At 62.6% G+C, this 26176-nt stretch carries 27 protein-coding genes and 1 tRNA gene; 19 read left to right on the forward strand and 9 right to left on the reverse strand.

Features of this window, described 5'->3' with window-relative positions; translation table 11 throughout:
- Positions 1-6 precede the first annotated feature (6 nt).
- The 3 genes from dut to ACH0CP_RS13820 are packed head-to-tail and all read left to right on the forward strand — an operon-like array spanning position 7 to position 1612.
- Complete coding sequence (gene dut / locus ACH0CP_RS13810; protein WP_294443414.1) at positions 7-453, forward strand: dUTP diphosphatase; 447 nt, start codon at positions 7-9, stop codon at positions 451-453.
- Positions 450-854, forward strand: a complete 405-nt coding sequence (locus tag ACH0CP_RS13815) for a hypothetical protein (protein WP_294443413.1) — start codon at positions 450-452, stop codon at positions 852-854. The genes dut and ACH0CP_RS13815 overlap by 4 nt, the downstream gene beginning before the upstream one ends.
- Positions 851-1612 (forward strand): HesA/MoeB/ThiF family protein, encoded by a 762-nt coding sequence (locus ACH0CP_RS13820; protein WP_294443432.1) that lies wholly within the window; start codon positions 851-853, stop codon positions 1610-1612. The genes ACH0CP_RS13815 and ACH0CP_RS13820 overlap by 4 nt, the downstream gene beginning before the upstream one ends.
- Positions 1613-1621: 9 nt before the next feature.
- Here the strand turns inward: ACH0CP_RS13820 and galU are convergent, their stop codons facing one another.
- A complete protein-coding gene (galU, locus tag ACH0CP_RS13825) occupies positions 1622-2494 on the reverse strand; it encodes a UTP--glucose-1-phosphate uridylyltransferase GalU (protein WP_294443412.1) in 873 nt (290 codons plus the stop codon).
- Positions 2495-2614: 120 nt separating this feature from the next.
- On the opposite strand from galU, the gene wecB reads away from it, so the two are divergent.
- The 6 genes from wecB (at position 2615) to aguB (ending at position 8309) form a co-directional block, all read left to right on the forward strand.
- Positions 2615-3733, forward strand: coding sequence for a non-hydrolyzing UDP-N-acetylglucosamine 2-epimerase (wecB, locus tag ACH0CP_RS13830; protein WP_294443411.1), 1119 nt, complete (start codon positions 2615-2617; stop codon positions 3731-3733).
- Positions 3717-5009: a UDP-N-acetyl-D-mannosamine dehydrogenase gene (wecC, locus tag ACH0CP_RS13835; protein WP_294443410.1), complete on the forward strand. Its 1293-nt coding sequence runs from the start codon at positions 3717-3719 to the stop codon at positions 5007-5009. Before wecB ends, wecC begins: the two co-directional genes overlap by 17 nt.
- Before the next feature lie 81 nt (positions 5010-5090).
- Complete coding sequence (locus ACH0CP_RS13840; protein WP_294443409.1) at positions 5091-5876, forward strand: metallophosphoesterase family protein; 786 nt, start codon at positions 5091-5093, stop codon at positions 5874-5876.
- 131 nt (positions 5877-6007) lie between these two features.
- Positions 6008-6253: a hypothetical protein gene (locus tag ACH0CP_RS13845; RefSeq protein WP_294443408.1), complete on the forward strand. Its 246-nt coding sequence runs from the start codon at positions 6008-6010 to the stop codon at positions 6251-6253.
- 372 nt (positions 6254-6625) lie between these two features.
- A complete protein-coding gene (locus ACH0CP_RS13850) occupies positions 6626-7408 on the forward strand; it encodes an SDR family NAD(P)-dependent oxidoreductase (RefSeq protein WP_294443407.1) in 783 nt (260 codons plus the stop codon).
- A 55-nt stretch (positions 7409-7463) separates the two neighbouring features.
- Positions 7464-8309, forward strand: a complete 846-nt coding sequence (aguB, locus tag ACH0CP_RS13855) for an N-carbamoylputrescine amidase (protein WP_294443406.1) — start codon at positions 7464-7466, stop codon at positions 8307-8309.
- A gap of 26 nt (positions 8310-8335) precedes the next feature.
- Here the strand turns inward: aguB and ACH0CP_RS13860 are convergent.
- A tRNA-Lys gene (locus tag ACH0CP_RS13860) sits at positions 8336-8411 on the reverse strand.
- Positions 8402-8944: a 2-amino-4-hydroxy-6-hydroxymethyldihydropteridine diphosphokinase gene (gene folK / locus ACH0CP_RS13865; RefSeq protein WP_406893921.1), complete on the reverse strand. Its 543-nt coding sequence runs from the start codon at positions 8942-8944 to the stop codon at positions 8402-8404. Before folK ends, ACH0CP_RS13860 begins: the two co-directional genes overlap by 10 nt.
- Between folK and ACH0CP_RS13870 the strand changes: the two genes are divergently transcribed.
- The 7 genes from ACH0CP_RS13870 (at position 8929) to ACH0CP_RS13900 (ending at position 14371) form a co-directional block, all read left to right on the forward strand.
- Positions 8929-9591, forward strand: coding sequence for a uracil-DNA glycosylase (locus ACH0CP_RS13870; protein ID WP_406875540.1), 663 nt, complete (start codon positions 8929-8931; stop codon positions 9589-9591). The genes folK and ACH0CP_RS13870 overlap by 16 nt on opposite strands.
- A 65-nt stretch (positions 9592-9656) precedes the next feature.
- Positions 9657-10727 (forward strand): GDP-mannose 4,6-dehydratase, encoded by a 1071-nt coding sequence (gmd, locus tag ACH0CP_RS13875; protein WP_406875539.1) that lies wholly within the window; start codon positions 9657-9659, stop codon positions 10725-10727.
- A complete protein-coding gene (locus ACH0CP_RS13880) occupies positions 10724-11692 on the forward strand; it encodes a GDP-L-fucose synthase family protein (protein WP_406889684.1) in 969 nt (322 codons plus the stop codon). Before gmd ends, ACH0CP_RS13880 begins: the two co-directional genes overlap by 4 nt.
- A gap of 123 nt (positions 11693-11815) precedes the next feature.
- Positions 11816-13111 (forward strand): site-specific integrase, encoded by a 1296-nt coding sequence (locus tag ACH0CP_RS13885; protein ID WP_188235771.1) that lies wholly within the window; start codon positions 11816-11818, stop codon positions 13109-13111.
- Between the two features lie 539 nt (positions 13112-13650).
- Complete coding sequence (locus ACH0CP_RS13890; protein WP_129404622.1) at positions 13651-13866, forward strand: hypothetical protein; 216 nt, start codon at positions 13651-13653, stop codon at positions 13864-13866.
- Complete coding sequence (locus tag ACH0CP_RS13895; RefSeq protein WP_188235773.1) at positions 13863-14048, forward strand: hypothetical protein; 186 nt, start codon at positions 13863-13865, stop codon at positions 14046-14048. Before ACH0CP_RS13890 ends, ACH0CP_RS13895 begins: the two co-directional genes overlap by 4 nt.
- A complete protein-coding gene (locus ACH0CP_RS13900; RefSeq protein WP_406889682.1) occupies positions 14045-14371 on the forward strand; it encodes a hypothetical protein in 327 nt (108 codons plus the stop codon). Before ACH0CP_RS13895 ends, ACH0CP_RS13900 begins: the two co-directional genes overlap by 4 nt.
- A 19-nt stretch (positions 14372-14390) precedes the next feature.
- Here ACH0CP_RS13900 and ACH0CP_RS13905 read toward each other — a convergent pair whose 3' ends face one another.
- From ACH0CP_RS13905 to ACH0CP_RS13925, 5 genes are read right to left on the reverse strand one after another with little or no spacing between them, the layout of a single operon-like run.
- On the reverse strand, positions 14391-16889 hold the full coding sequence (locus ACH0CP_RS13905) for an AAA family ATPase (protein WP_406889681.1): 2499 nt from the start codon (positions 16887-16889) through the stop codon (positions 14391-14393).
- Positions 16886-17101: a hypothetical protein gene (locus tag ACH0CP_RS13910; protein WP_406889679.1), complete on the reverse strand. Its 216-nt coding sequence runs from the start codon at positions 17099-17101 to the stop codon at positions 16886-16888. The genes ACH0CP_RS13905 and ACH0CP_RS13910 overlap by 4 nt, the downstream gene beginning before the upstream one ends.
- A 22-nt stretch (positions 17102-17123) precedes the next feature.
- A complete protein-coding gene (locus tag ACH0CP_RS13915) occupies positions 17124-19715 on the reverse strand; it encodes a DEAD/DEAH box helicase (RefSeq protein WP_406889677.1) in 2592 nt (863 codons plus the stop codon).
- A gap of 3 nt (positions 19716-19718) precedes the next feature.
- Positions 19719-21536, reverse strand: coding sequence for a site-specific DNA-methyltransferase (locus ACH0CP_RS13920; RefSeq protein ID WP_406889675.1), 1818 nt, complete (start codon positions 21534-21536; stop codon positions 19719-19721).
- Positions 21533-21856: a HigA family addiction module antitoxin gene (locus ACH0CP_RS13925; protein WP_406889673.1), complete on the reverse strand. Its 324-nt coding sequence runs from the start codon at positions 21854-21856 to the stop codon at positions 21533-21535. Before ACH0CP_RS13925 ends, ACH0CP_RS13920 begins: the two co-directional genes overlap by 4 nt.
- Before the next feature lie 101 nt (positions 21857-21957).
- On the opposite strand from ACH0CP_RS13925, the gene ACH0CP_RS13930 reads away from it, so the two are divergent.
- Positions 21958-22545 carry a hypothetical protein gene (locus ACH0CP_RS13930; RefSeq protein WP_406889671.1) on the forward strand — a complete coding sequence of 196 codons (588 nt, stop codon included), beginning with the start codon at positions 21958-21960 and terminating at the stop codon, positions 22543-22545.
- Positions 22546-22612: 67 nt separating this feature from the next.
- On the opposite strand, the gene ACH0CP_RS13935 is transcribed toward ACH0CP_RS13930, so the two are convergent.
- Positions 22613-22966, reverse strand: a complete 354-nt coding sequence (locus ACH0CP_RS13935) for a hypothetical protein (protein ID WP_406889669.1) — start codon at positions 22964-22966, stop codon at positions 22613-22615.
- A gap of 238 nt (positions 22967-23204) precedes the next feature.
- Here ACH0CP_RS13935 and ACH0CP_RS13940 point away from each other — a divergent pair, with 238 nt between their 5' ends.
- Positions 23205-23690, forward strand: a complete 486-nt coding sequence (locus tag ACH0CP_RS13940; RefSeq protein WP_406889668.1) for a hypothetical protein — start codon at positions 23205-23207, stop codon at positions 23688-23690.
- Positions 23690-26074 (forward strand): type IV secretory system conjugative DNA transfer family protein, encoded by a 2385-nt coding sequence (locus ACH0CP_RS13945; RefSeq protein WP_406889666.1) that lies wholly within the window; start codon positions 23690-23692, stop codon positions 26072-26074. Before ACH0CP_RS13940 ends, ACH0CP_RS13945 begins: the two co-directional genes overlap by 1 nt.
- The last annotated feature ends 102 nt before the right edge of the window (positions 26075-26176 follow it).

A 26176-nucleotide genomic window follows, 5' to 3' on the forward strand; every position in this document is an offset into this window, starting at 1 on the left:
GATACAATGACTGACCCGATCAGGATCCAGATCCTGCGCCTGCCGCATGGCGCTGGGCTCCCGCTTCCCGCTTATGCCACCGCCGGCGCCGCCGGGATGGACGTGGTCGCCGCGGAGGATCTGACGCTCGCGCCGGGCAAGCGGGAAGCCGTCGCAACCGGCTTCGCGATGGCGATCCCACCGGGCTATGAGGTTCAGGTGCGCCCCCGCTCGGGTCTTGCGCTCAAGCATGGCATCACGTGCCTGAACACGCCGGGCACGATCGACAGCGATTATCGCGGCGAAGTGAAGGTGATCCTCGCGAACCTTGGCGAGGAAGATTTCCTTGTCCGGCGCGGCGAACGGATCGCGCAGCTGGTGCCGGCACCTGTGCTACAGGCAAGGCTGGACGAGTGCGAGGCACTCGATGATACGGATCGCGGCGCCGGAGGTTTCGGGTCGACAGGACGATGATCGCACTCACGACGATACTTGCCGTGCTGGCACAGGCGCCGGAGCAGGTGACGGCGGCCGCCCCGCCTGCCGTGGAGCTGGCGGAGGCCCCGGCGGATTTCGCTGCCCTGCCGGAACTGCCGCTCCAGCGTCCGTTCGCTGACATGCGCCCGCTGTCGCAGTTCGTCCGCGACGAAGTGCGCGCCGGCCGCTGCTCCGCGACCGACAGCAGCATCCGGGTGGATCTTGCGGTGCTGATCGCCGCCAACGGCCAGGTCCGGCGCGTGCGGCCGCGGGCGATCGCTTGCCCCACCGTCGAACAATATGCCTCGGGCGTGATGTCGCGCATGGCCCGCAACAATGTGTCGGCGCCGGGCGAGGATCGCTGGTACCGCGCGGCGCTCGTCTTCGCGTGGAACTGACGCTCGGCGCCGAGGAGCGTGCCCGTTACGCCCGGCAGATCATCCTCAAGGAAATCGGCGGTGCCGGCCAGCGCCGGCTGAAGCGCGCCTGCGTCGCCGTAATCGGCGCGGGTGGCATCGGCTCCCCGGCGATCGCCTATCTGGCCGCTGCCGGGATCGGTCGCCTGGTCATCATCGACGACGATTCGGTCGACCAGTCGAACCTCCAGCGCCAGATCCTGTTCGACACCGCCGATGTCGGCCGCCCCAAGGCGCAGGCTGCGGCTGAGGCCGCCCGCGCCCTCAACCCGCATGTCGAGACGCAGGTGATCGCCGCCCGAATCGGGCCGGACAATGCCGCCGCGCTCCTCTCCGGTGCCGACGTCGTCCTCGACGGCTGCGACAATTTCGCCACCCGCCTTGCCGTCGCCGACGCAGCGCTCGGCCTGCGCATCCCGCTCGTCTCCGCCGCGGTCGGGCAGTTCGAAGGTCAGCTGGCGGTCTATCGCGGCTGGGAAGCGGACAAGCCATGCTACCGCTGCCTCGTCGGCACCTCGCCCGATCGCGAGGAGGGCAATTGCGCCGAGCAGGGCGTGCTCGGCCCCGTCACCGGCGTGCTCGGCAGCATGGGCGCGCTCGAGGCGATCCGCGCCGTCACCCCCTTCGGCGAAGATGCCGCCGGCCGCCTCATCCTGCTCGATCTGCTCGATCTGCGCTTCCGCACCGTGCGCCTGCCGAAGGACCCGGCCTGCCCCGCCTGCGGTCCCTCGGCGCGCTGAGGCGACTTCCTACTTCAGCAGATCCTTCGCGAAGGCACGCACCGGCGGGCCGATGTCGTCACGCGCCAGCGCCAACGCCAGGTTCGCCTGGATGAAGCCCACCTTGTCGCCGCAGTCATAGCGGTGCCCGTCGAAGGTGAAGCCGTGGAACGGCTGCTTGCCGATCAGTTGCGCCATGGCGTCGGTCAGCTGGATCTCGCCGCCCGCGCCGCGCGTCGGATTGTCGAGGATCCGCATCACTTCGGGTTGCAGGATGTAGCGCCCGGGCGTCATCAGGTTGGAGCGGGCCGTACCCGGCGCCGGCTTCTCGATCACTTCCAGCACCTCGGTCAGCCGCCCATCGACAGCGCCGGGGGTGATGATGCCGTACTTGCTCGTCTCTTCCGGCGCCACTTCCAGCGCGCCGATCAGATTGCCGCCGACGCGCTGATAGGCCTCCACCATCTGCGACAGGAAGCACGGCGTCCCCACCATCAATTCATCCGGCAGCAGGACCGCGAACGGCTCGTCGCCGACGATCTCCCGCGCGCACCAAACGGCATGGCCCAGCCCCAGCGGCTCCTGCTGGCGAACATAGACCGGCGAGCCCGGTTTCTGGCGGATGCCGTCGATCGCGGAGAGGCTCTTGCCGCGCTCCCTCATCGTCGTCTCAAGCTCGTAGGAAATGTCGAAATGATCCTCGAGCGCCCCCTTCCCGCGCCCGGTGACGAAGATGATCTGCTCGATCCCCGCCTCCAATGCCTCCTCGACGGCATATTGGATCAGCGGCTTGTCGACGACCGTCAGCATCTCCTTGGGCATCGCCTTGGTCGCCGGCAGGAAGCGCGTTCCCAGCCCCGCAACTGGGAATACGGCCTTGCGTACCGGCTTGATCGACGACATCGGCTGACTTCTCCCCCTGTTGAGGCGCGCAGGAATAAGGCGAGGCGCTCGCGCGGCAAGCACGATTTGCCCCGTTGCGGTTAGTCGCCCCTTAAACCTGTCCGGCTACGAAAAGGTGTCATGAAGGTTCTCGTTATTTTCGGCACCCGGCCTGAGGCGATCAAGCTCTTCCCCGTGGTACGCGCGCTCGCCGACACGCCGGGGCTCGTCGTCCGCACCTGCGTTACGGCGCAGCATCGCGGCCTCCTCGATCAGGTGCTCGCGATTGCGGGCCTCGCGCCGGACGTGGACCTCGACATCATGGAGCCGGGGCAGACGCTCGATCGCCTCACCGCCCAGTTGCTCACCGGCATCGGCGAGGTGCTCGATCGCGAGCAGCCCGATCGCGTCATCGTACAGGGCGATACCGCCACCGCCATGTGCGGCGCGCTCGCCGCTTATTACCGCAAGATCCCGGTCGCCCATGTCGAGGCGGGTCTTCGTTCCGGCAACATCTACCATCCCTGGCCGGAGGAGGTGAACCGCCGCATCGTCGCCCCGATCGCCGACCTCCATTTCGCCCCCACCGACACGGCCGCTGAGGCCTTGGCGCGCGAGAACGTCCGCACCGCCGTCCACGTCACTGGCAACACCGTGATCGATGCGCTTCACTGGACGGGTGATCGCATCGCCGCAGATCCGGCGCTCGCCGCCGGCCTCGACGCGATCGCCGGCCGCTTCGCCGGCAAGCGGATCGTGCTCGTCACCACCCACCGGCGGGAGAATTTCGGTGGCGGCATGGCGTCGATCGCCCGCGCCATCGCGCGCATCGCCGCCCGGGAGGATGTGGCCGTCCTCTTCCCGATGCACCCCAACCCTAACGTCGTGTCGGTGATGGACACGATCCTCGGCGAGCATGCCAATGTCGCGCGTATCGATCCGCTCGATTACCCGCACTTCATCCGCGCGCTTGGCCTGTGCCATCTCGCGCTCACGGATTCAGGCGGCGTCCAGGAGGAAGCGCCCGCGCTCGGCAAGCCAGTGCTCGTGATGCGCGACACCACCGAGCGGCCAGAGGGCGTCGCCGCCGGTACTGCGAAGCTGATCGGCGCGGACGAGGATCGGATCGTTTCCGAAGTCTTCACTCTTCTCGATGACAAGGCCGCCTACGCCGCGATGGCCCGCGCCCACAATCCGTTCGGCGATGGCCACGCCAGCCAACGGATCGCAAGGATCGTCGCCGATGCTGTCGGGAACTGAATTGAACGTCGTCGTCCTCGGGCTCGGCTATATCGGCCTGCCCACCGCCGCCGTGATCGCACGAACCGGCGCACAGGTGCTCGGCATCGATGTTGATTCCTCGGTCGTCGAGACGATCAATTCGGGCAAGGTGCATATCGAGGAAGTCGACCTGGACGGCCTCGTGTCCGGTGTGGTCGCGCGCGGCAATCTGCGCGCCTCGACCCAAATCGAGCCGGCCGATGTCTTCGTCATCGCAGTGCCCACGCCCTTCGGAGAGGACCATTCGCCCAACATCGGCTATGTCCTGAAGGCCGCAACGACGGTCGCCGCCGTGCTCAAGGTTGGCGACACGGTGATCCTCGAATCCACCTCGCCCGTCGGCACGACGGAGCAGGTGCGCGATCTTCTCGCAAAGCTTCGGCCCGATCTTCGTGCCCCCGGCCTCGGCGACGGCGCCGATTACGCGGTGGCTTATTGCCCGGAACGCGTTCTCCCGGGCCGGATCCTCGTCGAACTCATTGACAATGATCGCGTCATCGGCGGCATCACGCCGCGTTGCGCGCGCAAGGCGCTCACCTTCTACCGGCGCTTCGTGCGTGGTGCCTGCGTCACCACCAATGCGCGCGCCGCCGAGATGACGAAGCTGACCGAAAACGCCTTTCGGGACGTGAACATCGCCTTCGCCAACGAGCTCAGCCTCGTCGCCGAGAAGATGGGCGTCGATGTGTGGGAAGTGATCCGGCTCGCGAACCGCCACCCGCGCGTCAACATCCTCCAGCCCGGCCCCGGTGTCGGCGGCCATTGCATCGCCGTCGATCCCTGGTTCCTCGTCAGCGCCGATCCGCAGAACACGCCGCTCATCCGCACGGCCCGCGAAGTGAACGACGGCAAGACCGATCATGTCATCGTCAGCGCCACCGCACTGATCGAAGCGAACCCGGGCGTGCCGGTCGCGTGCCTCGGCCTCGCGTTCAAGGCGAACATCGATGACTTTCGGGAAAGCCCCGCGCTCAAGGTCGCCGCGACTCTTGCGCAGCGGTTCGGCAGCAGGGTGCGGATCGTGGAACCATACGCGACCGCCCTGCCGCCCGCATTCGACGGCACTGGCGCGGCCCTCATCGACATCGACACCGCGATCGAACGCTGTCCGCTGATGATCGTCCTCGTCGATCATGATGTGTTCCGCTCGGTTCCGCTTGAGGAACGCGCGGCGAAGCAGGTGCTAGATACCCGCGGCATCTGGCCGGATCAGCCGCCACCGCGCAGCGCAGAGCCGCTTCGACTGGCCGTATAATCTATGCAGGCCTTCCGCTCATGTTGCGGGCGCGAAGAACGTCAGGTAAGGGCCGCGCTTTCCTGAAGTAATTGCTTGCCTATGCTTTCGCGTTTGCTCTCGCGCCGCCGTCCCGAACCGATCCAGGCGCGACTGCCCGAGGGGCGCCGCATCTATGCCATTGGCGATATTCACGGCCGGCTCGATCTTCTCGATCAGCTGCTGGAACAGATCGCTGCAGACGATGCTGCGCGCGGCCCCGCGTCTACCGGGCTCATCTTCCTCGGCGATCTGGTCGATCGCGGGCCCGATTCGGCCGGCGTGGTCGAGCGGGTCCGCGCCTTGTGCGCAGAACGCTCAGACACGCGCTGCCTTGCCGGCAACCATGAAGAAATCTTTCTCGGCTCCTATGAAGGAGATACCGATCTACTGCGTTTGCTGCTGCGTGTCGGCGGGGAGGAAACCCTGCTGAGTTATGGCCTCACCGCGCAGGAAATCGAGGAGACAACAGCGCCCGAGCTGGCGGCGCTGATCGCAAAGCGGCTTCCGGCGGAGCACATGACGTTCATTCGCAATCTTGATGATTACATTGTCGAGGGCGACTATGTCTTCGTGCATGCCGGTATCCGACCGGGAGTCCCGCTGGAGGCGCAGCAGAACAGCGACCTTCGCTGGATTCGCGGGCCGTTCCTCACCCACAGCGGAAGCCACGGCAAGTTCGTGGTACATGGTCACACGATTACCGAAGAGGTTCATGAGTGTGACAACCGAATCGGGATCGATACCGGGGCCTATCGCAGCGGGCGGCTGACCGCCTTGGGGATCGAGCGCGACCGTCGCTGGCTGCTGCAGACCGAAACTCAACAACCAGTTGCTGGGAACGACTGATATTGTAGCTCGTTTTCCTTCCTATTTGTCGTTTCTTAGTTGAATAACCCCCGAATCATCGTGTTTTGTACGTTGCGTTGCACCACATTCTCTGCCAGATGGCGTGCGACGGACAATAAAGGGAGTTCGTAATGAAGCTTCGTGGTTACATGGCGGCCGTTGCCGCTGCTTCGCTGGCAGCCGCTCCGGCGATTGCTGCTCCGGCCAACTCGGCCTCGAGCCTCTCGGTTGCCAAGGCTGCACGCGCCAGCGCGCCGACTGCCAAGGGTGAGAAGGTCGCTGGCGGTGGCGTGATCGTCGCCGTTCTCGCGGCTGCTGCCGTGATCGCGGGCATCGTGATCATTGCCGACTCGGACGACGATTCGGACAGCAACTAAGTCCTTCTTGGATTTGGTAAGGAAATAGCGGCCTTCGGGCCGCTATTTTTTTGTCTGCCGCAGATGGATTGATCAAGATCAAGCTCTTTGACCGTCCGACATCGTCGTGCCCCGGTGGAAGGAAAACGATCAGGGCATCGCCACTCTGCTCCTGGCCTACGCCCGCCCGCTCCTTCGTCCGCGCCAGGCGCTGTCCTACATCGCACGCGCAAGGCATGATCATCGCGGTGATCGCCCCCCCGGCTCTCAGCACCGTTGCGAATGTTGAAGATGTTGGAGAAAAAAGCGCCAGAGCCTCAACTTCCTCAACATTCGCGCTGGTCGCAGCGCCGCCAATCCCCACAAGAATCAGAAACAACTGGAGAGAGAACAATGCCTTACGCCCCATTCGACCTTACCGGCAAAGTGGCGCTGATCACCGGCGGGAATGGCGGGATCGGCATCGGCATGGCGGATGCGCTCGCCCAGGCCGGCGCTGATGTCGTCATCTGGGGAAACAACCCGACGAAGAATGCCGCGGCTGAGGCACGCCTGTCGGCGCATGGCGGGCGCGTACTCGTCGAACGTGTCGATGTCGGCGATGAGGCTGCCGTTGACGAAGGCGTCAACCGCGCGGTCGAGACATTCGGTCGGCTCGATTTCGTCGCTGCCAATGCCGGTATCGGCGAAGGTGCCGAATCCTTTCACTCGATGACCACCGAACTGTGGCGCCGCGTGCTGGCGGTGAACCTCGATGGTGTGTTCTGGACGTTGCGCGCCGCCGCCCGCCACATGGCCGAGCGTGCTGAACGCGGCGATATCGGCGGCTCGCTGCTGGCGACCTCCTCGACGTCGGCGGTACACGGCGCCCCGCGCAATCAGGCCTATGCCGCAACCAAGGGCGCCCTGCTGCCGATGATCCGCGGGATCGCGGTTGAATATGCCCGGCATGAGATTCGCGCGAACGCGATACTCCCCGGCTGGATCGCCACCGACATGACGTCCCGCGCGCAGGGCAATCAGAAGTTCAACGACAAGGTGATCACCCGCGTGCCGATGCGCCGCTGGGGAGAGCCGGAGGATTTCGGGGGGCTTGCCGTCTATCTCGCCTCCGATGCCTCGCGCTTCCACACGGGTGACACGTTCACCGTCGACGGCGGCTACACCATCTTCTGATGCCAACCTCCTTCAACGCTGGCGGGCGGCGGCGGCTTTCCCTACATGGCCGCGCATGACCGCAATCACCGTCGCCGCGCTTCAGCTCGCCTTCTCGAATGATATCGATGCCAACATCGCCAATGTCTCGCGCCTGGTGCGCGAGGCGGCGGCCAAGGGTGCGCAGGTCATCCTGCCCCCGGAGCTGTTCGAAGGCGAATACTTCTGCCGGGTCGAGGACGAAGGTCTTTTCGCCAATGCCAAGCCAACGGCCGAGCACAAGGCGGTGCGCGCGATGCAGTCGCTTGCGGCTGAGTTGAAGGTCCATATCCCCACCAGCTTCTTCGAAGCGGATGGGCCGCATTACTACAACAGCCTCGCGATGATCGGTCCCGATGGCGCCGTCCAGGGCGTCTATCGCAAGAGCCACATCCCCGATGGCCCGGGCTATGAGGAGAAGTTCTACTTCCGCCCCGGCAACACCGGATTCAAGGTCTGGGATGGCCCCGCGAAGCTCGGGGTCGGCATCTGCTGGGATCAATGGTATCCTGAAACCGCGCGCGCGATGATGCTGATGGGCGCGGAGGTCCTCTTCTATCCGACCGCCATCGGCAGCGAGCCGCACGATACCTCGCTCGACACCGCCCGGCTGTGGCGCCGCGCGATGGTCGGTCACGCGGTCTCGAACGTCGTGCCGGTAATCGCCGCCAACCGCGTCGGCACCGAACACGATCAGACCTTCTACGGCACCAGCTTCATCTGCGACGAGCGGGGGGATATTCTGGCGGAGCTTAATCGCGAGGAAGAAGGCGTGATCACCGCCACGCTTGATCTCGATCGCGTCAAGCGCCACCGCGCCGCCTTCGGCTTCTTCCGAGACCGCCGCCCCGAACTCTACGGCCGCCTGGTCGCGGACATCTGATGGCGTAAGGGCGAGCGGAGAAATGCTGGTGGGTCCGCCGGGGCTCGAACCCGGGACCTCTCGATTAAAAGTCGCTTGCTCTACCGACTGAGCTACGGACCCGCACCAGCGCCGCTGCGACTAGGGAGCGGGCGCCGGCGGGTCAACCGGCTGTGAAGCTGACGGACCGTAAATCCGCTGATCGGGTCACGCCAATCCGCCGCGAGATCGAGGAGCGGGGTCAAAACGAAGTCACGCTCCCGGAACGCCGGATGCGGAATTGTCAGGCCGGGCCCCTCGAACGCACCCCCGGACCACAGGATGATGTCGAGATCGATGACGCGAGCGCCCCAGCGCTGCCCAGGCCGCCGTCCGAATCGCCGCTCGATCCGCTTCAGCCGTCGCAGCAGCTTCTCTGGCCTCGCGCGCGTTTCCACCAGAGCCACAGTATTCGCGAAGCGCCGGGTGGACGGGCCCATGGGCGCACTCGACCGGATTGCGGCGGCTGTCACGCGCCCCTTGATGTGTTCCAAAGCAGCCGCGATTTCCGCTGGCGGCGTTCCGTGCCGGCCGCGACGATTAGAACCGGCGGCGATGACATAGGTTGAGCGCTCCATGCCGCTCAGCCTATCGCGCGTGCATGAACTTCGCACCATCCCCCCTGCCCCGCACGGAGCCGCCCAGCAACTGCGCGCTCTGTCCTCGCCTCGCGGGGTTCCGCCAAGCACTTCGTGCTGAGCATCCGGACTGGTGGAATGCACCCGTGCCCGCCTTCGGCGACCCGGACGCCTGGCTGGTGATCGTCGGGCTGGCGCCCGGAAAGCATGGCGCAAACCGTACCGGCCGACCCTTCACCGGCGATTACGCGGGCGTGCTGCTCTACGACACTTTGGCAAAATATGGACTCAGCGATGGTACCTTCGATGCGCGCCCAGATGATGGCCTGAAACTTCGCGGTGTGATGCTGGTCAACGCTGTCCGCTGCCTCCCGCCCGAGAACAAGCCCACCCCAGAGGAGATCCGCACATGCCGCCCCTTCCTCGAAGCGCCGCTAGAGGCGCTGACGAGGGCGCGTGTCTTCATCGCGCTGGGACAAATCGCACATCAGTCTGCAGTAAAAGCCTTGGGCGGAAAGCTGCCAAAAGCAAAATTCGGCCACCTTGCGGAACACAGAATGCCGGATGGACGCGTCTTGATCGATAGCTATCACTGTTCGCGCTACAACACGAATACGGGACGTCTCACGACACCGATGTTCCAATCGGTATTCGACCGAGCAGTATCATTGCGAGATTTCACCTAAACCAAGACTTGCGACCATCCATTTGCGTGTTAACCATAGCCCGCAAATAAATGGGGGCGCGCGCAATGGCTGATCCAAAGATTGCGTTGATAACAGGCGCAACAGGACAGGACGGCGCCTATCTGTCCGAGCTTCTTCTTTCCAAGGGTTATGAAGTGCACGGCCTGAAGCGGCGCTCCTCCTCGTTCAACACGGCGCGAATCGAAAATATTTACCAGGATCCGCATGAGGAGGCCCGTCGCTTCCACCTCCATTATGGCGACTTGACCGATTCCACGAACCTGATCCGGCTGGTCCAGCAGATACGCCCCACCGAAATCTACAATCTCGCGGCACAAAGCCACGTGGCAGTCAGCTTCGAGACGCCGGAATATACCGCGAATGCGGACGGGATCGGCACGCTTCGCCTGCTCGAAGCGATCCGCATTCTTGGCATGGAAAGACAGACGCGCTTCTACCAGGCGTCCACCAGCGAATTGTACGGGCTGGTACAGCACGTCCCGCAGCGCGAATCGACACCGTTCTACCCGCGCTCCCCCTACGGGATTGCGAAGCTTTTCGCCTTCTGGACGGTCGTGAATTACCGCGAAGCCTATGGGATGCACGCGTCAAACGGCATCCTGTTCAACCACGAAAGCCCATTACGCGGGGAAACCTTCGTCACGCGCAAGATCACCCGTGCGGCAGCGGCGATCAAGCTTGGGAGACAGGATCGGTTGTGGCTCGGAAATCTCGACGCGCAACGCGACTGGGGCCATGCACGCGAATATGTTCGCGGCATGTGGCTCATGCTGCAGCAGGAGGAGCCGGATGATTACGTGCTCGCTACCGGCGAGTGCACCACCGTCCGGGCATTTGCGGAATGGGCGTTCGAGGAAGTGGGCATTCGGCTGCGATGGGAGGGCAGCGGCGCGGACGAGAAGGGTTTTTGCGAACGGAGCGGCGATTGCGTCGTCGAAGTTGACGCACGTTACTTCCGCCCCACTGAAGTCGACCTTCTGATCGGGGATTCCGCAAAGGCCAAGCAGCGCCTCGGCTGGTCTCACGATACTTCCGCGCGCGAACTCGCACGCGAGATGGTCCATGCAGACCTCCTCGTCATGCGGGACGCGCCGATCGCTCGAGATGCTTGGTGACGAGCGACGGATACGAACTGAGAGGAAAGCGCGTCTTTGTGGCCGGCCATGGGGGCATGGTCGGCTCAGCAATCGTCCGCCGGCTCGTCAATGAAGGTTGCGCAATCATCACCGCGCCCCGGTCAGAGCTTGACCTCAGCGACCAGGCGCAGACGCGCGCTTGGTTCAACGCAGCCAAGCCGGACGCGGTCTTCTTGGCCGCGGCGAAGGTCGGCGGGATCCTGGCTAATGCCGCCCATCCAGCCACGTTCCTCTACGAAAACGTGATGATCCAGGCCAATGTGCTCGAAGCCGCTCGCCGTAGCGGGGTCGAGAAGCTGCTCCTCCTCGGCTCTTCCTGCATCTATCCGAAGCATGCGACGCAGCCAATCAGCGAGGACGAACTCCTCAGCGGGCAACTTGAACCGACCAATGAATGGTACGCTATCGCCAAGATCGCCGGCATCAAGCTGGCCCAGGCGATCCGCCGGCAGCATGGATGCGACTTCATTTCGGTAATGCCATGCAACCTCTATGGCCCGGGCGACGATTTCGACCTTCAATCAAGCCATGTCCTGCCGGCCCTGATCCGCAAGGCGCACCACGCCAAGACTTGCGGTAAATCAGCTATGAAGATCTGGGGCACCGGAGAACCGCGCCGCGAGTTCCTGCATGTCGACGACCTCGCCGACGCATGCGTCTTCCTCATGAACCACTATTCCGGCGAAAGCCCGATCAACGCCGGGTTCGGCCGCGACATATCCATTTTGGCGCTGGCCGAATTGATATGCCGCGTGATCGGCTTTGAAGGTCACATCCGGCGAGACGCTACGAAGCCCGATGGTACACCGCGCAAACTGATGGATTCCGGCCGGCTCGTCGCGATGAGATGGCGACCGACCATTACGCTCAAGGCCGGAATTGCAGACACGTACCGCTGGTTCTTGCGCAACATTGAAGCCGTGGAGCGGGTGAAGGGATTATAACAAGCCACTACAAATAAACAACATTTTTTGCTACAATGACCCACACAGAACCTACACAGGTACGGCATATCAAGCACTTACGCCGCCAATCTGCACAGTTTCTGCACAGTGGGAAGCGGAGAAATGAGTTTCATCCTCGATAAAGAGCAGATCAAGCCCGGCCTTATCATCTTCCGACGCGGCGACGTCGGGCACGACCAGTATTACTGCCGGATCAGGATCCAGAACGAAGACCGCTACAAGACAATCTCGCTGCGCACGGCAGACCGACAGACCGCGCGTGACCGCGCGATGGACGAGTATGCCGACATCCGTTTTCGTGTGAAACACGATGTTCCTGTATTCAACCGCCCCTTCTCGCAGGTGGCGGAGGAATATGCCGACGCCCAACAGCGGCGCGCCAACGCGGGCGAGGTCAGCCAAGCCCGCTGCAAAAATATCAGAAGCAAGATCGACGGGCCTCTCAAGGCTTATGTCGGCAGCACACAGATTCATCTGGTTACGCAAGACCGCTGGTCGGAATATCCGCTGTGGCGACGTGAAAACGGCGAAGGCCGTCGCAAGAGCGTCATCAGCGATTCCACTATCCGCATCGAGATGACCATTTTCGCAGCCATCATGAACTTTGCGATCAGCAAGCGGTATGTTCCCGCGCATCATCGCTTTGAAGGCATGCCGAAGCTCAAATCAAACCGCCGCGACGAGTTCACGCTTGAGGAATACCGCAAGCTGCACACCAAAGGGCGCAAGTGGATGAAGGAGGCGACCACGCCGCAGGGCGTCTGGTATCGCCAAGTCTGCTACAATTTCATTCTCATCATGTGCAACACGGGGATGCGCCCCCCGGAAGCGAAGAACCTGCGCTGGCGGGACATCACCACCGCAAAAGACAAAGACGGACAGGAAATCCTTGTCCTCTACGTTCAGGGCAAGGGCAAAACCCGCAAGCTGATTGCTCCGATCAGTGTTGCAAAATACCTCGACCGCATCCGCGAGCTTTCCAAGGCGACCAAGCCTGACGATCACGTCTTTACGATTATCAACGGCAAACCGGCAAAATGGCTCTATCGAGACACCGTCGAAGAGTTATTGAAATACACCGACCTTCGCGAGGGACCGAGCGGCATTCCCCGCACAACCTACTGCTTCCGCCACACCTACGCCACGCTCCGGCTCTCCGCCGGGGTGGATGTCTATATCCTCGCCCAGCAAATGGGCACCTCCGTCAAAATGATCGAGCAGCACTATGGGCATGTGAACACCATCAAACATGCCGACCGCGTGCTTATGGGCATCGGCGGCTGGGATGCGATGCATGCCGAAATGAACGCCGAAATCGACGAGCTGGAAGCCAAGGCCAAAGAGGTGCAGTCCATCAAAGCCAAGCAGACGGACAAACCGAACCGCCCCAAACGCTAGCGCGCATCGCACCAGCCGTCGAGTTCGATGGCCGATGCAACAGAGCTATGCGTTTCTGCCGGAGGTCACGACGCGCCGCTGGCGCTTCCCGGTCGTGGAATCCGGCCAAGCGGGCACGGGAAAAAGGCGCGCCGAGCTTCAAGCGCCCCTTGTGATCGCGTCTTTCCGCGAAGCCATTGCCTCAGCCGCTGGCGAACCAGAGGAAATGGATAGCGGGGCCTGCCTTCATGCAGGCCACCCTTACCCCCAAATCGCTATATCTCAGGATATGCCGCTGACCTCTAGAACTGCCACTTACGCTTTGCAGGCGTTGGCATTGTTCTCGGCTCCGTCCTGAATTCCCCTTGTCTTGTTTGCATTCCCATCGGGCAGCGTCATGCCCCCTGCCATGCGCGGGCGCTCATGGCGTCAACAGGAAGCCTCGGCTCCCCCGTCCGCAGGCGTCCGGTCCCCCCAATTTTCCTGTGTGACGCCGCGCCATCGCGCCTGGCTCTCCGTGGGCACGCCCGAAAGGGAAACGCAAACCAAGGAGAAAAAACATGACGAAAAAATCCGAAACCAAAGTGCCCGCGCTGATTGCGTGGCACGTCAGAGAAGCCAAAGGCGGCAAATCCTTCTGGACGCGCATCGGGGCCGCTTGGCCCCACCAGAACGGCGACGGCCATACCCTGCAACTCGACCTCTATCCGCTAGACGGTCGCATTGTTCTGCTCCCCCCGAAAGCCGACGAAGCGGCGGAAGGCGGTGCAGCATGACCCGCAGCCAGCGCCTCTCCAGTGGGCTTAACAGCATCTTTGACCACGTCAGCTTTATGCTCGACAACTACGATAGCATCACCGGCGACGCCCGCCGCGACCTCCAAGAGGTGCTCTACATCGTCGGTGCGGCTCAGGACGAAGCCGCCCAACTTCCCCTCTCAGAGGGAGGTGCAGCATGAGCCGCCTCTGCAAACGCTATACGGAGCATCACGAAACCGTCTGGAACGGCGTGACCATTTCCATCAGCTACGAACCGCGCTGGCTCAGCCTTGCCGACGACTACGGCCTCGACACGGCCCACCTCGAAATCGAGGCCATTGCGCCAGAGCGCGCGCCGCTTCCCATCACGGAAACCGGCTATCGCTCGCACTTCACGACGGCAAATGCCGTCGCCGCGATGGGCGGGCCGGTGGCGCTTGTACGCACATGGCTTGACGAGGAAGCGGCCTCGCCGGGCTGGCGGCGGCACGAGGCCGCCGCCCGCCAGCTCACCCTCTTCTGAGGGTGATGCTGGCCAAAGCCTATTGTCTGTCGAGGCGCCGGTAATATCGGCGCTGGTTGGTAACGGGGTCGATCATGCAGAAGCAATCCGCAAGAGCGTCAACGCTTTGGAGAACGCCCAGCAATGCATAGGCGTTGAACGGATTACCCGCTCCCGTTTCATAATGGTTTACGTAATTGGCCATGATGGACGGCCCATGATGGTTTTGTAGATCAGCGATCTGCTGCGCGGACAAAACGCAGCGCCCTGCCGCCTGATAGAGCGAAACCGCCGACGTGATTGCATCCACATAGGTGGACAAGGTGCGCTTGTCGCCCCGCGTGGCGTAGTCGGGAGGCACCGGGACTTCCAGACGGGTGATAATTTGGCCGAGCTTGTATTCGAGATACTGGCGCACAATCGGCTCGCCAATATCGACCTGCCCAGCGTTCAGATATTGCTCGGCCTGCGCCTTTAGGCGATCCGCCTGCTGGGCCGCGATCATCAGCCGACCACGGGGCGGCATACCTTGCAGTTTCTGATGGTGCCATTCTGTGGTGCCGTTGAGCCGGTCGAAATACTTTTCGAGGCTCGTGTCGTGGCTGAGGATGATGAATTGAAGCCCGCCGGGTAGCCCGTTTGGCGCCCCAAAGCGCAGCTTCGTCCTGATCGTATCCATGAGGCTGAACTGATGTCCGGCATCGAAGCTTGAGGTGACATCGTCCAGCACCATGAAGCGCGGAACGCCTTGGTGCCGAGTCGCCGCCGCCATGAAAATGGAGGCCGCCACCGCGTTGCGGTAGCTCTCCGACAAAAGCGCTCGTGCGCTTTGGTCTTGAAGTCCGAAGAAATCGGCGAGCTTCAAGTCCACCTGTTCAGTGTTTTGCGCCCGGTTCAATGTCGGACGAACATCCGGTCCGCCCCGCATCAGATATCCAAAAAGCTCCTGACAACTAGCTTGAATATCTGTGATGCGCGCATTGGCGAGCGCACCTTCTGCCGTTGCGAACTGCCCTGCGACGTTCGCGATGAACGTCTTCCAGCGATTGAGCTTCGCCAGTTTGGCGCGCTTCGTCGCCAGCGCCGGAAGGGCGTCTTCATATTCCTTCATCGCATCGCGGAACTGTTTCGCCTGCCCGAGGATGCGGGTGACGGCGACGAGCGAGGGCGGCAGGCTGGCTTGCAGTCTCCCAATCTCGGCTGTTGCCGCCGCGAGTGCTTCAGCCCGTTTCGTTTCAAGCGCGACGAGGGCATCCCTTGCGCGCTCCACGTCTGCCGTGGAAACCGACGACTGGCGCGCCGCCAGCGTCATGATCGGCGCAATACGATCAGCGGCGGCGACGCCAAGGCTCGCATACTCTTCAAGCTGCCGCAGCTTAGCGATGCACCCAGCGGCCTGAATCTGCCGTTTTAGCTCCGCGTCGAGCTGTTCGGCCTCGTCATAGAGGGCGATCTTCGCTTCCAGTTGGTCTTGAAGCGGCCCGTCGCCCGGCTTTTCACAGACGGGGCACATCGTCGGATCGTGCCAGTCCTCGCCCGTTACCACCGACAACGCGTCTTTCAACAAGGCGTGGAGGCTCGCGGCGCCGACTTTCCGCATCGCGTCGTCGCGCGCCTTCGCCGCTGCTACAAGGGCCTCAATTTCAGCAACTTCCGCCGCCGACACCTGCAACGCCCCCAGCGTCGTCGCGGTGTTATTGAGGCCGTCGAGGGTCTTGCGGGCCGCGCCGCCTTCTTCCTGATCGACGATTTTCTCGGCAGCCTCGAAGTCGAGGTCCATCACCGAAATATCGGTAAGGAGCGGCGCGAAGAGGGAAATGCCCGCCAATCCCGCCGTCACCTGCGCTTTCAGCGTGGCAGTATCTGTAATCTGGCCGCCCGCCGCGCCGGATACTTCCTGATGCGCCGTTAGAACGCGCTGTTCGACGGCACCGAGCGCGCGGTTCTCGGCTGTCACTTCCGTTTCAAGGCCGGAAAGCCCGAGGTCGCTGTTGATATTCCGGGTATTCTTGGCCCCGTCGAGCGCCTGCCGGAGCTGGGAATACCGGCTCATACCGACCAGCGAGGCGAAGGAGCGCCCGCGATCCAATGCGGAACAATCCACGAAGGACGCGAAGCGCGGGTAATCGACCAGCACGAAATCCTCGCAAAGGCTGGCGAGAAAGCCGTCCGGATCGGCGTGGCCGGACGGAGAGGTGACAAGCCTGCCGCCCGCCGCCGTCCGCGTGACGGTGATCGACACATCGGCTGTTCCGTCATCGCTCTTGAAGACCAGTGCGACTGTGGCCTGTTGGCCCGGATGGAACTTGTTGACGATGTAGCTTCCGCCCTGTTCGGCGTCCTGCATGTCTTGGAGACGCGGCACGGTGCCGTGCAGGGCAAAATGCAGCGCTTCAAAAACCGAGCTTTTGCCGACGCCGTTAGGGGCGTGAATTGAATTGACGGCGTCGTGCCTGAATTTCAGAACGAGAGGATCACCGTCATTGTTGATGCCACGGAAACCCTCGATGGCGGCGGAGGCCAGAAAGTACCGGCTCATTCCGCTGGTCCCTCCGGCAAGCCATCAAGTTCGGCAAGGACAGCACGATTAAATTCCTGCACCGCCTGCCGGGTGCGGGTGGCGTCACCGTCCCGAGCCAGAAGCGCCAGATTGTCGAAAAGGATGCGCGCGCAATCGGCATCTATGCGCTCCGCCTCCGCTCGAAAACGGGCGAGATTGTCCGAAAATGACAATGCTGCATCAAAATCCATACGCCCCCCCCAATACCACCCGTCACAGATACGCGGGCAGTTTCGCTTTCCACTCGCTCATCAGAATCAAGGTGCCTTCAACAGTCTCGCCGTTATTGACCAGTTCTAGCTCGCCAACCGGCGTGGCCTCGTCCCAACGGAAGTGGTCCGAAAGAAACGCGAGTGCTTCGCGCTTGTAGGCCGTATCGAGATTGTCGAGTTGGTCGCCCTTGGTTTCGAGAACTGTGATTTTCTTTTCCTCGCCGTCGCGCTGCACGGCGAAGATGAAATCCGGATAGATTTTGGCTTTCTTCCATCCCTGAAGGCCGTATTGCGTGCGCGCGACGTTTCGATGCCACCACGCCAGCGTCTTCTCGCCGTCGAGATAGACAGCCACATCCCGCTCATCGCTGTTCAGCTCGTTCTCATAGACCGGCGCGAACAGGCTCTTTTCGAGCGGGCCGCCCGCACGGTTCAGGAGCTGGCGTCCATCGTCAGGTTCGGCTGTTTCGACGCTGAATGGCATCCGCCAGTTGCGGCCATCGAGTCGCAGCCGGAACTGAATGCGTCCCGCAGCCACTTCGGCCTTGAATAGGGCTTCGGCGCGCGCGTTGCGCGCTGTATCGAGACCCTTGCGAAGCTCTTCCGCGATCAGGCTCGATAGTTGCCCGAGCTTGGCGTCATCGAAGCCCCGCGCCCGAAGGGCAGCCATCGTCGCGCCGACAATCTCGCGCCCGACGAAGGGATTGGGCACAATATCGGAGATCATCCGGACGGCATGCGCCGGATCAAAAGCGAGGATTTCCGTGTTCGCGGCAACCGTTTCGCCGACGAACAGCTCATCGCCGTCGTCGGAGAGACTGATGCGCTGTAGCTGGCTTTCTGCTGCTTGCGCATTTTCGGGAATGCGTTCGGCGATTTCTTGCGGATCAAAGCCGCGCCAGTCGATAGCCGAGAGAACATCGGTTTCGTAGTCGAGGTCGCGAGCATCCTCGCCATCCACGACCATGACCTTTGGCAGATAGATTTCCGTAGTCGCGAAGGCCGGACGGCGCTTGATGCTGCGGGAGACTTTCCCTGCTGCGCTCTTGTCGTCCTGTGTCACACGCAAAACCAGATCGCCGAGGCCGTCTTGTTCCAAGCCGTCTTTGATCGCGCCGACCACCGTGGCGGTGTCGGCATGATGGGTAATGACGTGGCACTCGTCGAGCGCATCAACGCCCGTCTTGAGCGCGCCGGGCTGTCGGAGGATGCGTCCGACAAGCTGCGTCATGGCTTTGAGGTTGGCGCTGGCCGCAAGGCTGCACAGCACGTAGGCGAAGGGACAATCCCAGCCTTCTTGGAGGGCTTGCTTGGTGATGATCGCTCGCACCCGATTGGTGGGCGACAAAAGGTCTTGGTTTTCGGGATCATTGAGATCGTTCTGCTGCGCGGTTTTAATGGCGATTTCCGCCTGATCGAAACCCGCCGTCAGGAGCCAGTCCTTCACGTCATCGGCGTGGATATGGCCGCTCTCGCGCTGATCTGCGCCTGTGCGCTCGACCTGAATCAACATGATTGGCCGAATGTACCTTCCCGAGTCCGCCCGAAACTGGCGGGCTTCGGCATCAAGAGCGTTGAGCTTGGCCAGCGCTGCGTTGAGCGTCGCTTTCCAGTCGTTGCCCTGTCGGGGATCGAGATTGAGCGGCATCTTAATCATGCCTTCCCGATCAAGCTCGCGCCCCGTGACTTCCACCAGCACGTTCGCATACCGGCCCTCACGCGGATTGCGCCCGCCGCGCGGCTGCACATCCTGCGGCGTGGCCGTCAGTTCCAGCACAAAACACGGGTTGAAGCCGTAGAGTGTGCCGAACGCCAAATCGGAAATAGCGCGGTGCCCTTCGTCCATCACGACCACAGGGCGGATGACCCGAAGCGCGTTGCCGAGGGAATCCTTCACCATCGGGAACATACCCGTATAGGCGGAGAGGTTCGGCGTGCGGTCGATGGCGGCCTTATGCGCCTGTTGTTCGCCTTCGGGCGGGAAGAAGCCGTGCACGTCGCCCCGGTCCTGAAACATCTTCAGGGAATCCTGCGTCTCGCGGTTCGCGGATTGCAGCATCAGCAACATGACGCAAAGGTTGGTTTCCACGTCCCGCGCATCGAGCCGGTCGGTCTTCTCCATGATCTTCACGCGCCCTGCCGCCGCACGGTCGAGCGCTTGGCGATAGGGATGCTGACGATCTTTCAGGCGCTTGAGCGTCTGCGTGTAAATCGCCTCGTTCGGCACGATCCACAGGACGAAGCCGGTGTTGCGGTCGAGATAACGGCCCATCACGCGCGACACGGCGGAGACGGCAAGCCATGTCTTGCCGCCGCCTGTCGGCACTTTTAGCACTGCATTGGGCACAGGACGCTCGCAGCCGTCTATGCGAGGCGAGAACGGAATGGCCGCGCGGGAAGCGGGCAGTTTACCTGCCGCTTTCAGCGCTTCCCACGCCTCTTTGGCGAAGTCCGGTATGGCGAGGCCGAGGTCGGGGTCTTGCGCCGCAAGCGCCGCCACCTTGTCCGCGCGCACTTTCTTTTCCTTCAAGAGGTCAAGATAGGCGTCAAGCGTCGAGAGGACGCGGTCCTGATAGTCGAGCTGCCGATACATGCATCAGCTCCGATCTATCCGGTAGAGCGCGAAGGGCAGCGGAACAAACTCCACAGGGACGTTATGTTCCGCCAGCATCTTCTGGCTCACGAAGCGCGCTGGAGCGAAGACGAGGTGCCGCTTGCCCGCATCGGACGCGGCGAACGCCTTGGCGCGCGCCAGCGTCAGCGCGGCCTCAGGCGACTTCAGCCAGTCGAGATCGGGCTTGTAAATAAGCCAGACGTGTTGGCCTTCCGTCGCGCCGAGATAGAAATCATCCTCCCGTACTGCGGCAGGATCGAGCGCATGGTTGGTCGCCATGTGGAACAGGGCCGCGCCGAGACCGGCATAGGGCGGCAGGGTTTCACCGCTGAGGACCTTGTCCAGCTCGACGGGATCGCCGAGTGTGCAATAGGTGAAGGTGCCGCCAAGACCTTCGGCGCGCTCCGCCACCGTCTTTTCGCCGGTAACGATCAATTCACCGTCGCTCACGTCTTTCTTGATGCGGTCGAATTCGTGGCCGTGCAGGTTCTCGATAGCTCCGACCTTGTGCACCAGATCGCTGCTGTTGCTGAGCGTGCGCCAATGCAGCCGCTCGCGCAGAAGCTCAGTCTTCTGCGTTCCTTTGAAATCATAGCCCGTTACGGCGCGCCGAATACGCTCCGCCGTCAGATTGTCTGCATAATCCTCCATTTCCACGAGGATGAAGCGGCGGTTCCCGCCATCGCGCTTGTTGGCTTCTAAAACCGCATGACCGGTCGTCGCTGATCCCGCGAAGGAATCCAGCACAATGGAATCCGTATCAGTGGCAATTTCGATCACACGTGACAAAAGCTTAAGCGGCTTCGGAGTGTCAAAGACGGGACTTCCGAAAATCTGCTTTATTTGAGCTTTCGCTCCCCGAGAGCTTCCGACATCCTTATGATACCAAATCGTTTCGGGAGGACGGCCTCCAGTCGTATCTGCATAAATTCTATAGTAAGGCGTCCATCCATTATTCCCCTTCCGCCATTCTATGCGATCTGCTTCACGCTCGACCTTAGCAGGCCCCCAACGCCACCGACCCTCGGTACCGTCCGGCCGCATGGGCAGAACTTCATTACCGTCAGGGTCATGTAGAGGAAAATACATGCTTGGCCGCGCCTCACGGGTATCTTCTCCACTTCCCATCGCTCGCAACGGCTTCAAGTAATAGCTTCGACCACTTTCGTCATAAAGATTGTAGTGCTCCGGAGCATCTTCTTCATCAAGATCAATCTTGTGAAAGATCATGTCAGACGGATTCTTGGCGTAGGCTATAATGAAGTCATGGCTTGAAGAAAATCTCTGAGCATCCATTCGTGGGCTGTCGGATTTCTCCCAAACTAGTGTGCCAAGACCGTTCTCATCTCCGAATATTGCATCCAGCATCAGCTTGGCGCGGTGGACTTCATTTCCGTCAAGCGTAATCCAGATCGTGCCTTTCTCTGAAAGCAGATCGTACAGCAGCCGAAGGCGCGGCCACATCATGGCGCACCATTTGTCATGGCGGAGCCCATCCTCGATGCCAATCGGGTTGGCTTCCAGCCACTCCCGGATCATCGGAGCATTGACGTTATCATTGTAGCACCAGCCTTCGTTGCCAGTGTTGTACGGCGGGTCGATGAAGATGCAGTCCACCTTGCCAGCGTAAAGCGGAAGCAGAGCCTTCAACGCATGCAGGTTGTCGCCATGAATGACGAGATTGCCGTCGAGCGCGACGGGGCCGATACCTTTGGTTTCGTCGGGCACGAGCGGACGGAAGGGCACCGCCAGATGGTGGTTGTAGACAAACTCTTTGCCCTTAAAACTCAGCTCCGTCATGCCCGCCCCTTCGTGTTCAGTCCTGAATATCGCTCGACTTTAATGTCTCCCGCCCGCTTGCGCGCTTGGGCGATGTCGTAGCTGTTCTGCATTCGCATCAGCGTCTCCATGGAGACGCCAAACGCCTTCTCGATCCGGAGCGCCATTTCCGGCGATAGGTGCGCCCGCTCGTTGAGCAGCGCAGATAGCGCAGGCCGTGTGACGCCGAGCACTTCGGCGGCATCCGTCACGGACAGGCCGTGCGGTTTTAGCACTTCATGCTTCACGAAGCCGCCCGGATGGGCGGGTTCCTTTAGCCGAACATCGGCCTGATTTGGCATGTGCGGTATCCGGTTGAATTGCCCCTTGAATCGGCTTTCAGCCTATCGGACGGATCGTTGCCTGTAAAGACACGCTTTACATAACCTGCGGCGCGTGAGCCATGTCCGGCTTCCGCCACAACGGCACATCCATCGCCATGTTTGCTCCTGCGGTGTTGTTCCCCCCTCAGTCATGCCGCGTTACTGGCGTCGGGCGCTTTGCCGTCAATGGGCTGCCCGCACCACCCCTTCGGGCCGTGTTGCCCATGACGGCAGCAGCTTGGTCCCGCCGCTCCGAGGTGCCGCGTCCTTCGGGACAAACAACACCAATCAAAAGGAGCAACAAAATGGGACTGGATATGTATGCACTTGTGACCCGCGAGAAACCGGCAACGCCCTTCGGCTTCAAGGTCGAAGATGCCGCTGAAATTCACTACTGGCGCAAGCATCCGAACCTGCACGGCTGGATGGAAAACCTCTACTTCGAGAAGGGCGGCGCGGATACGTTCAACTGCATCACGCTCGCCCTGACGGCGGAAGACCTCGACCGTCTGGAAGCGGATGTACGCGCAGGACACTTGCCGCCAACCAGCGGTTTCTTCTTCGGTGAATCCGACGGCAGCGAAAGCGAAGATGACCTGATGTTCATCGCCACCGCTCGTGCGGCCATCGCCGAGGGCAAGACCGTATTCTATGACTCGTGGTGGTAGGCCGACCTGTGGCGGGGCGCGGCATTGCCGCGTCCTCGCGGCTGCTATTCTTGCGGCCTTTACGGCCTCACACCTTCACGAACCGCGAACCGACAATGGCGGCGCGGGCGGTTTCGTCGCTCCATGCCATGCGGTCTATCTTGCCTTGACCGATTTTCCCGCGCTGGCGGCGTATCGCTTCGCCGCGCTTGAGCGGATAGAGCGGGCGCAGCCATTGCGGCGCAGGCTCGACGGTGCAGGCCGTCACTTCAATATGCACCCAGCCGCCACGGTCAATCTTGATCACTTGGCCCGTGATGACGCGGTGGCCGGTGATGACCGGCCTTTTCTTGGAATGGCGCGGCTGGGGTTTCCAGACCGGCTCGCGCCAGCGGATCACGTCCGCCACGATGAACTCAGCGCCGCAGGACAGCCATTTCACGTCTCCCCCAATCCGGGGGCGCTGCGCGCGTGCGGTGCCGCTCGGGCATCTGCGCATGCGCGCCTCTGTATGGTAAGCTTGACGCGCCCCCTGTCTCTTTAGATTGTGAAGGGGAAAGACGTTTGTGCGCAAGTACATCTGCAACGTCCTGCCCACGAAGCAGGACATGGCAAAGATGTGCCGAGACGGCTTGCCGCTCCGCACAAACATACAAGTGTATGTTTACTAAGGGGGCGACATGCCGGAGGACAAGCCGAGCGCACCAACCGCAGATGAAGCGCTAAGCGCTTGGGAACGTGGCGCAGGCAATACGCCCGATGCGCCGCCGCACCCGAAGCTCGCCCACCTCAAAGCCCTCTTCGCCGCGCATACGGATGTATGCAGCTTGGAAGCCGTGCTTTCCGCCGCGATGAATGACGCGGGCGACGCCGCGTCCTTGACCGTGGAGGTGCAACCGGGATTGCTCGCGCTTCTCGCGCAGATCGAAGAACTCGACTCGGCCCGAGTCGGGCGGAATCCCGCGCCGCCGTCGCGCCTGCTGACGCAGATCGTCGCCAATCACCTCGAAAATCTGCTGCATACCATCGTAACCAACCCGACCAGCCATCCGCACTATGCGGAACTGTGGAACGCCCTCTGCGCCGCCGAAGGCGCGCCGGAATTGGCGGTGCCGACTGGCACGGCAGCGGGCAGAACGCCGCCCTCCGAAGGAGGGCCGTTCTGATGCGCGCGGCGACGAAGCCCTTACGGGCCGTCGCCGTATCGCTGGCGCTTGCCGCGTCGCCGTTGTCCGCCGCCGCGCAAGAATCCGCGCCAAGCTGGCAGAAGGACAATCCGATATTCCGGCAGGGCGGAGAGCCGCGCGGGCTTGTGCTGCCGCCCGCGCAGCAGCGCGTCTTTGACCGCGATGCGGCGTTGCTGGCCGATGTCCGCGTGGAGGTGACGCAGGGCGAGTATCGCCGCAAGGCAGGCGAGATTGATGCGGCGGCATGGCGCAGGCGTGCTGGCGAACTGCAAGCAGCGGAAGCCGCCTTGCGCCGCAAATGGCAGGGCATCGGCACGGGCCAAGACCTGATGCTGAGCAGCGCCGCCGACAGCATCGCCCGCGCGCGCATGGCGGCGCTGCGGGCGCAATACGACCCGCCCAAACAGCCGACCCCTTGGAACTACGTCACCGAGCTTGCAGGGATTGGCAAGGACATGGCCGTGGGCCTGTTCCGAGACAGCATCGGCTTTCTCGGCAGTCTGTTTTCCAGCCTGTTCGGCCCGCTGGCCGTGCTCGTGGGCGTCGTCGGGCTGATTTGGCTGGTGAAGGACAAGCGGCGCAAACCGAAGCCAAAACCCGCCCTTTCCGACAACTACGGCAGCGCCCGCTATGCCGAGGTGCGGGACCGGCTTTCCGACCCCTACGACGGCCATCGGGGCGTGTTTTTCGGCAAGAGCAGCGCGCCGGAGCTTTCTGCCATCCCCATCGAGCAGCAGACGGGCGCGCCTGTGCTCTCGACGCCGGAACACCATACGCTGATTGTCGCGCGCACCCGCACGGGCAAGGGCACCCGCGTCATCGTGCCGACGCTCCTGCGCTATGGCGGTTCGGCCATCGTGATCGACCCCAAGGGCGAGAACGCCGCCATCACGGCGCGCATCCGGCGCGGTGCGCTCAATAGCGCCGTCCACGTCATCAACCCGTGGGGCGAACTGGCGGAAACGTTCAAGGAGCGCGGCCTTGCGCCCGCGACCTTCAATCCGTTGGATGTGCTGGTGCGCGACGACCCCAACGCCGTCGCGGTGGCGCAGGCGCTTGCTGCGGCGGTCTGTCCAACGACCCCCGGCGACAAAGACCGCTATTGGCAGGGCAGCGCAGCCAACGTCCTGACCGCGGTGCTCCTGTGGATTACCGACCAGCCGGGCGAGCAAAAGACGCTCGCCCGCGCGCGGGAGATTGTGAGCCTGAGCCGGAGGGATTTCACGGAGAGGTTTCTGGTGCCGATGGCGGCCAGTAGCGCCTTCGGCGGGGCGATACGGGAGATGGTCAGCCCGTATCTCGACCTCGCGCAGGAAACTTATTCGGGCATCATGTCCAATCTGTCGGAGGCGACCAAGTTCCTGTCCGACCCGCAGGTGAAAGCCGCCACCGCCAAATCCACCTTCGACATGGCCGACCTCATCCGCGAGGCGGTGGCGGTCTATCTGGTCATCCCGCCCGACCGCATCGACACGCAGCGAACATGGCTTCGGCTCATGACCACGGCGGCGATGCACACGTTCAAGCGGTATCCGCTTGGCGGGCGTCCGCCGCACCGCTGCATGATATTGATGGACGAGTTTCCGGCCTTGGGGCGCATCGAGGATTTGCCCCGCGATATCGCCACCATGTCGGGCTACGGCATCGACTTCACCCTCATTGTGCAGGGCCTCGACCAGCTCAAAGACCTCTACGGCGCGGCGGCGGGCACCATCCTCTCGAACTGCGCCTACAAATGGTTTTGCAACGTCAACGACCTTGAGAGCGCGAACTACCTCTCCGAAACCTTGGGCAAAGTGACCGTGCAGACGGTCGGCCATGGCGAGGGCCAGAACTTCGGCCCCGGCGGCGGTGGCCAGAGCGAGAACGTGAATTACGGGGAAACAGGCCGCCCGCTGCTGATGCCCGACGAGGTGCTGGCTTTGGGCCGGGACGTGGCGATTGTCCTCAATCCCGCCGACCGTCCGCACTATGTCCGGCCCGTCGATTACTGGCGGCTCCCCGACGCCTTCGCCTCGCTCGCCAGCGTCTATCCGCATCTCTATTGGGAGCCGCCCTTAGCCTACGACGACAACCCGTATTTTGTGCGGGGCGGCAAATCGGACGGCGGCCAGAATGGCCGCCAGTCCGGCGGCGCGCGTCAGCGCGCCGCAAAACCCAACGGCAAAATGACGCGCGCGGAAGCGCTCGACCTTCTCGGCCTCTCCGAAGGCGCAACCGCCGCCGAGGTGCGAGCCGCTTGGAAGCGGCTGATGCAGAAGGTGCATCCCGACACCGGCGGCTCGGCCCGTTTCGCGCAGATGCTCAACGAGGCCCGCGACGTGCTCGCCACGGGCGGCGGCGACGAGGGCCGCGCGGGATGAAAGCATCGCCACATCGCCCGCCTTCGTGCTATCCTGCGGCTCATACCGCGCTGAGTGAGTCGCATACGGTTGTATGCAGACGGCGATACCCCGGCTTGCCGC

It is taken from the genome of Sphingomonas sp. 179-I 2A4 NHS, assembly GCF_045369135.1.
Taxonomy (GTDB): domain Bacteria; phylum Pseudomonadota; class Alphaproteobacteria; order Sphingomonadales; family Sphingomonadaceae; genus Sphingomonas.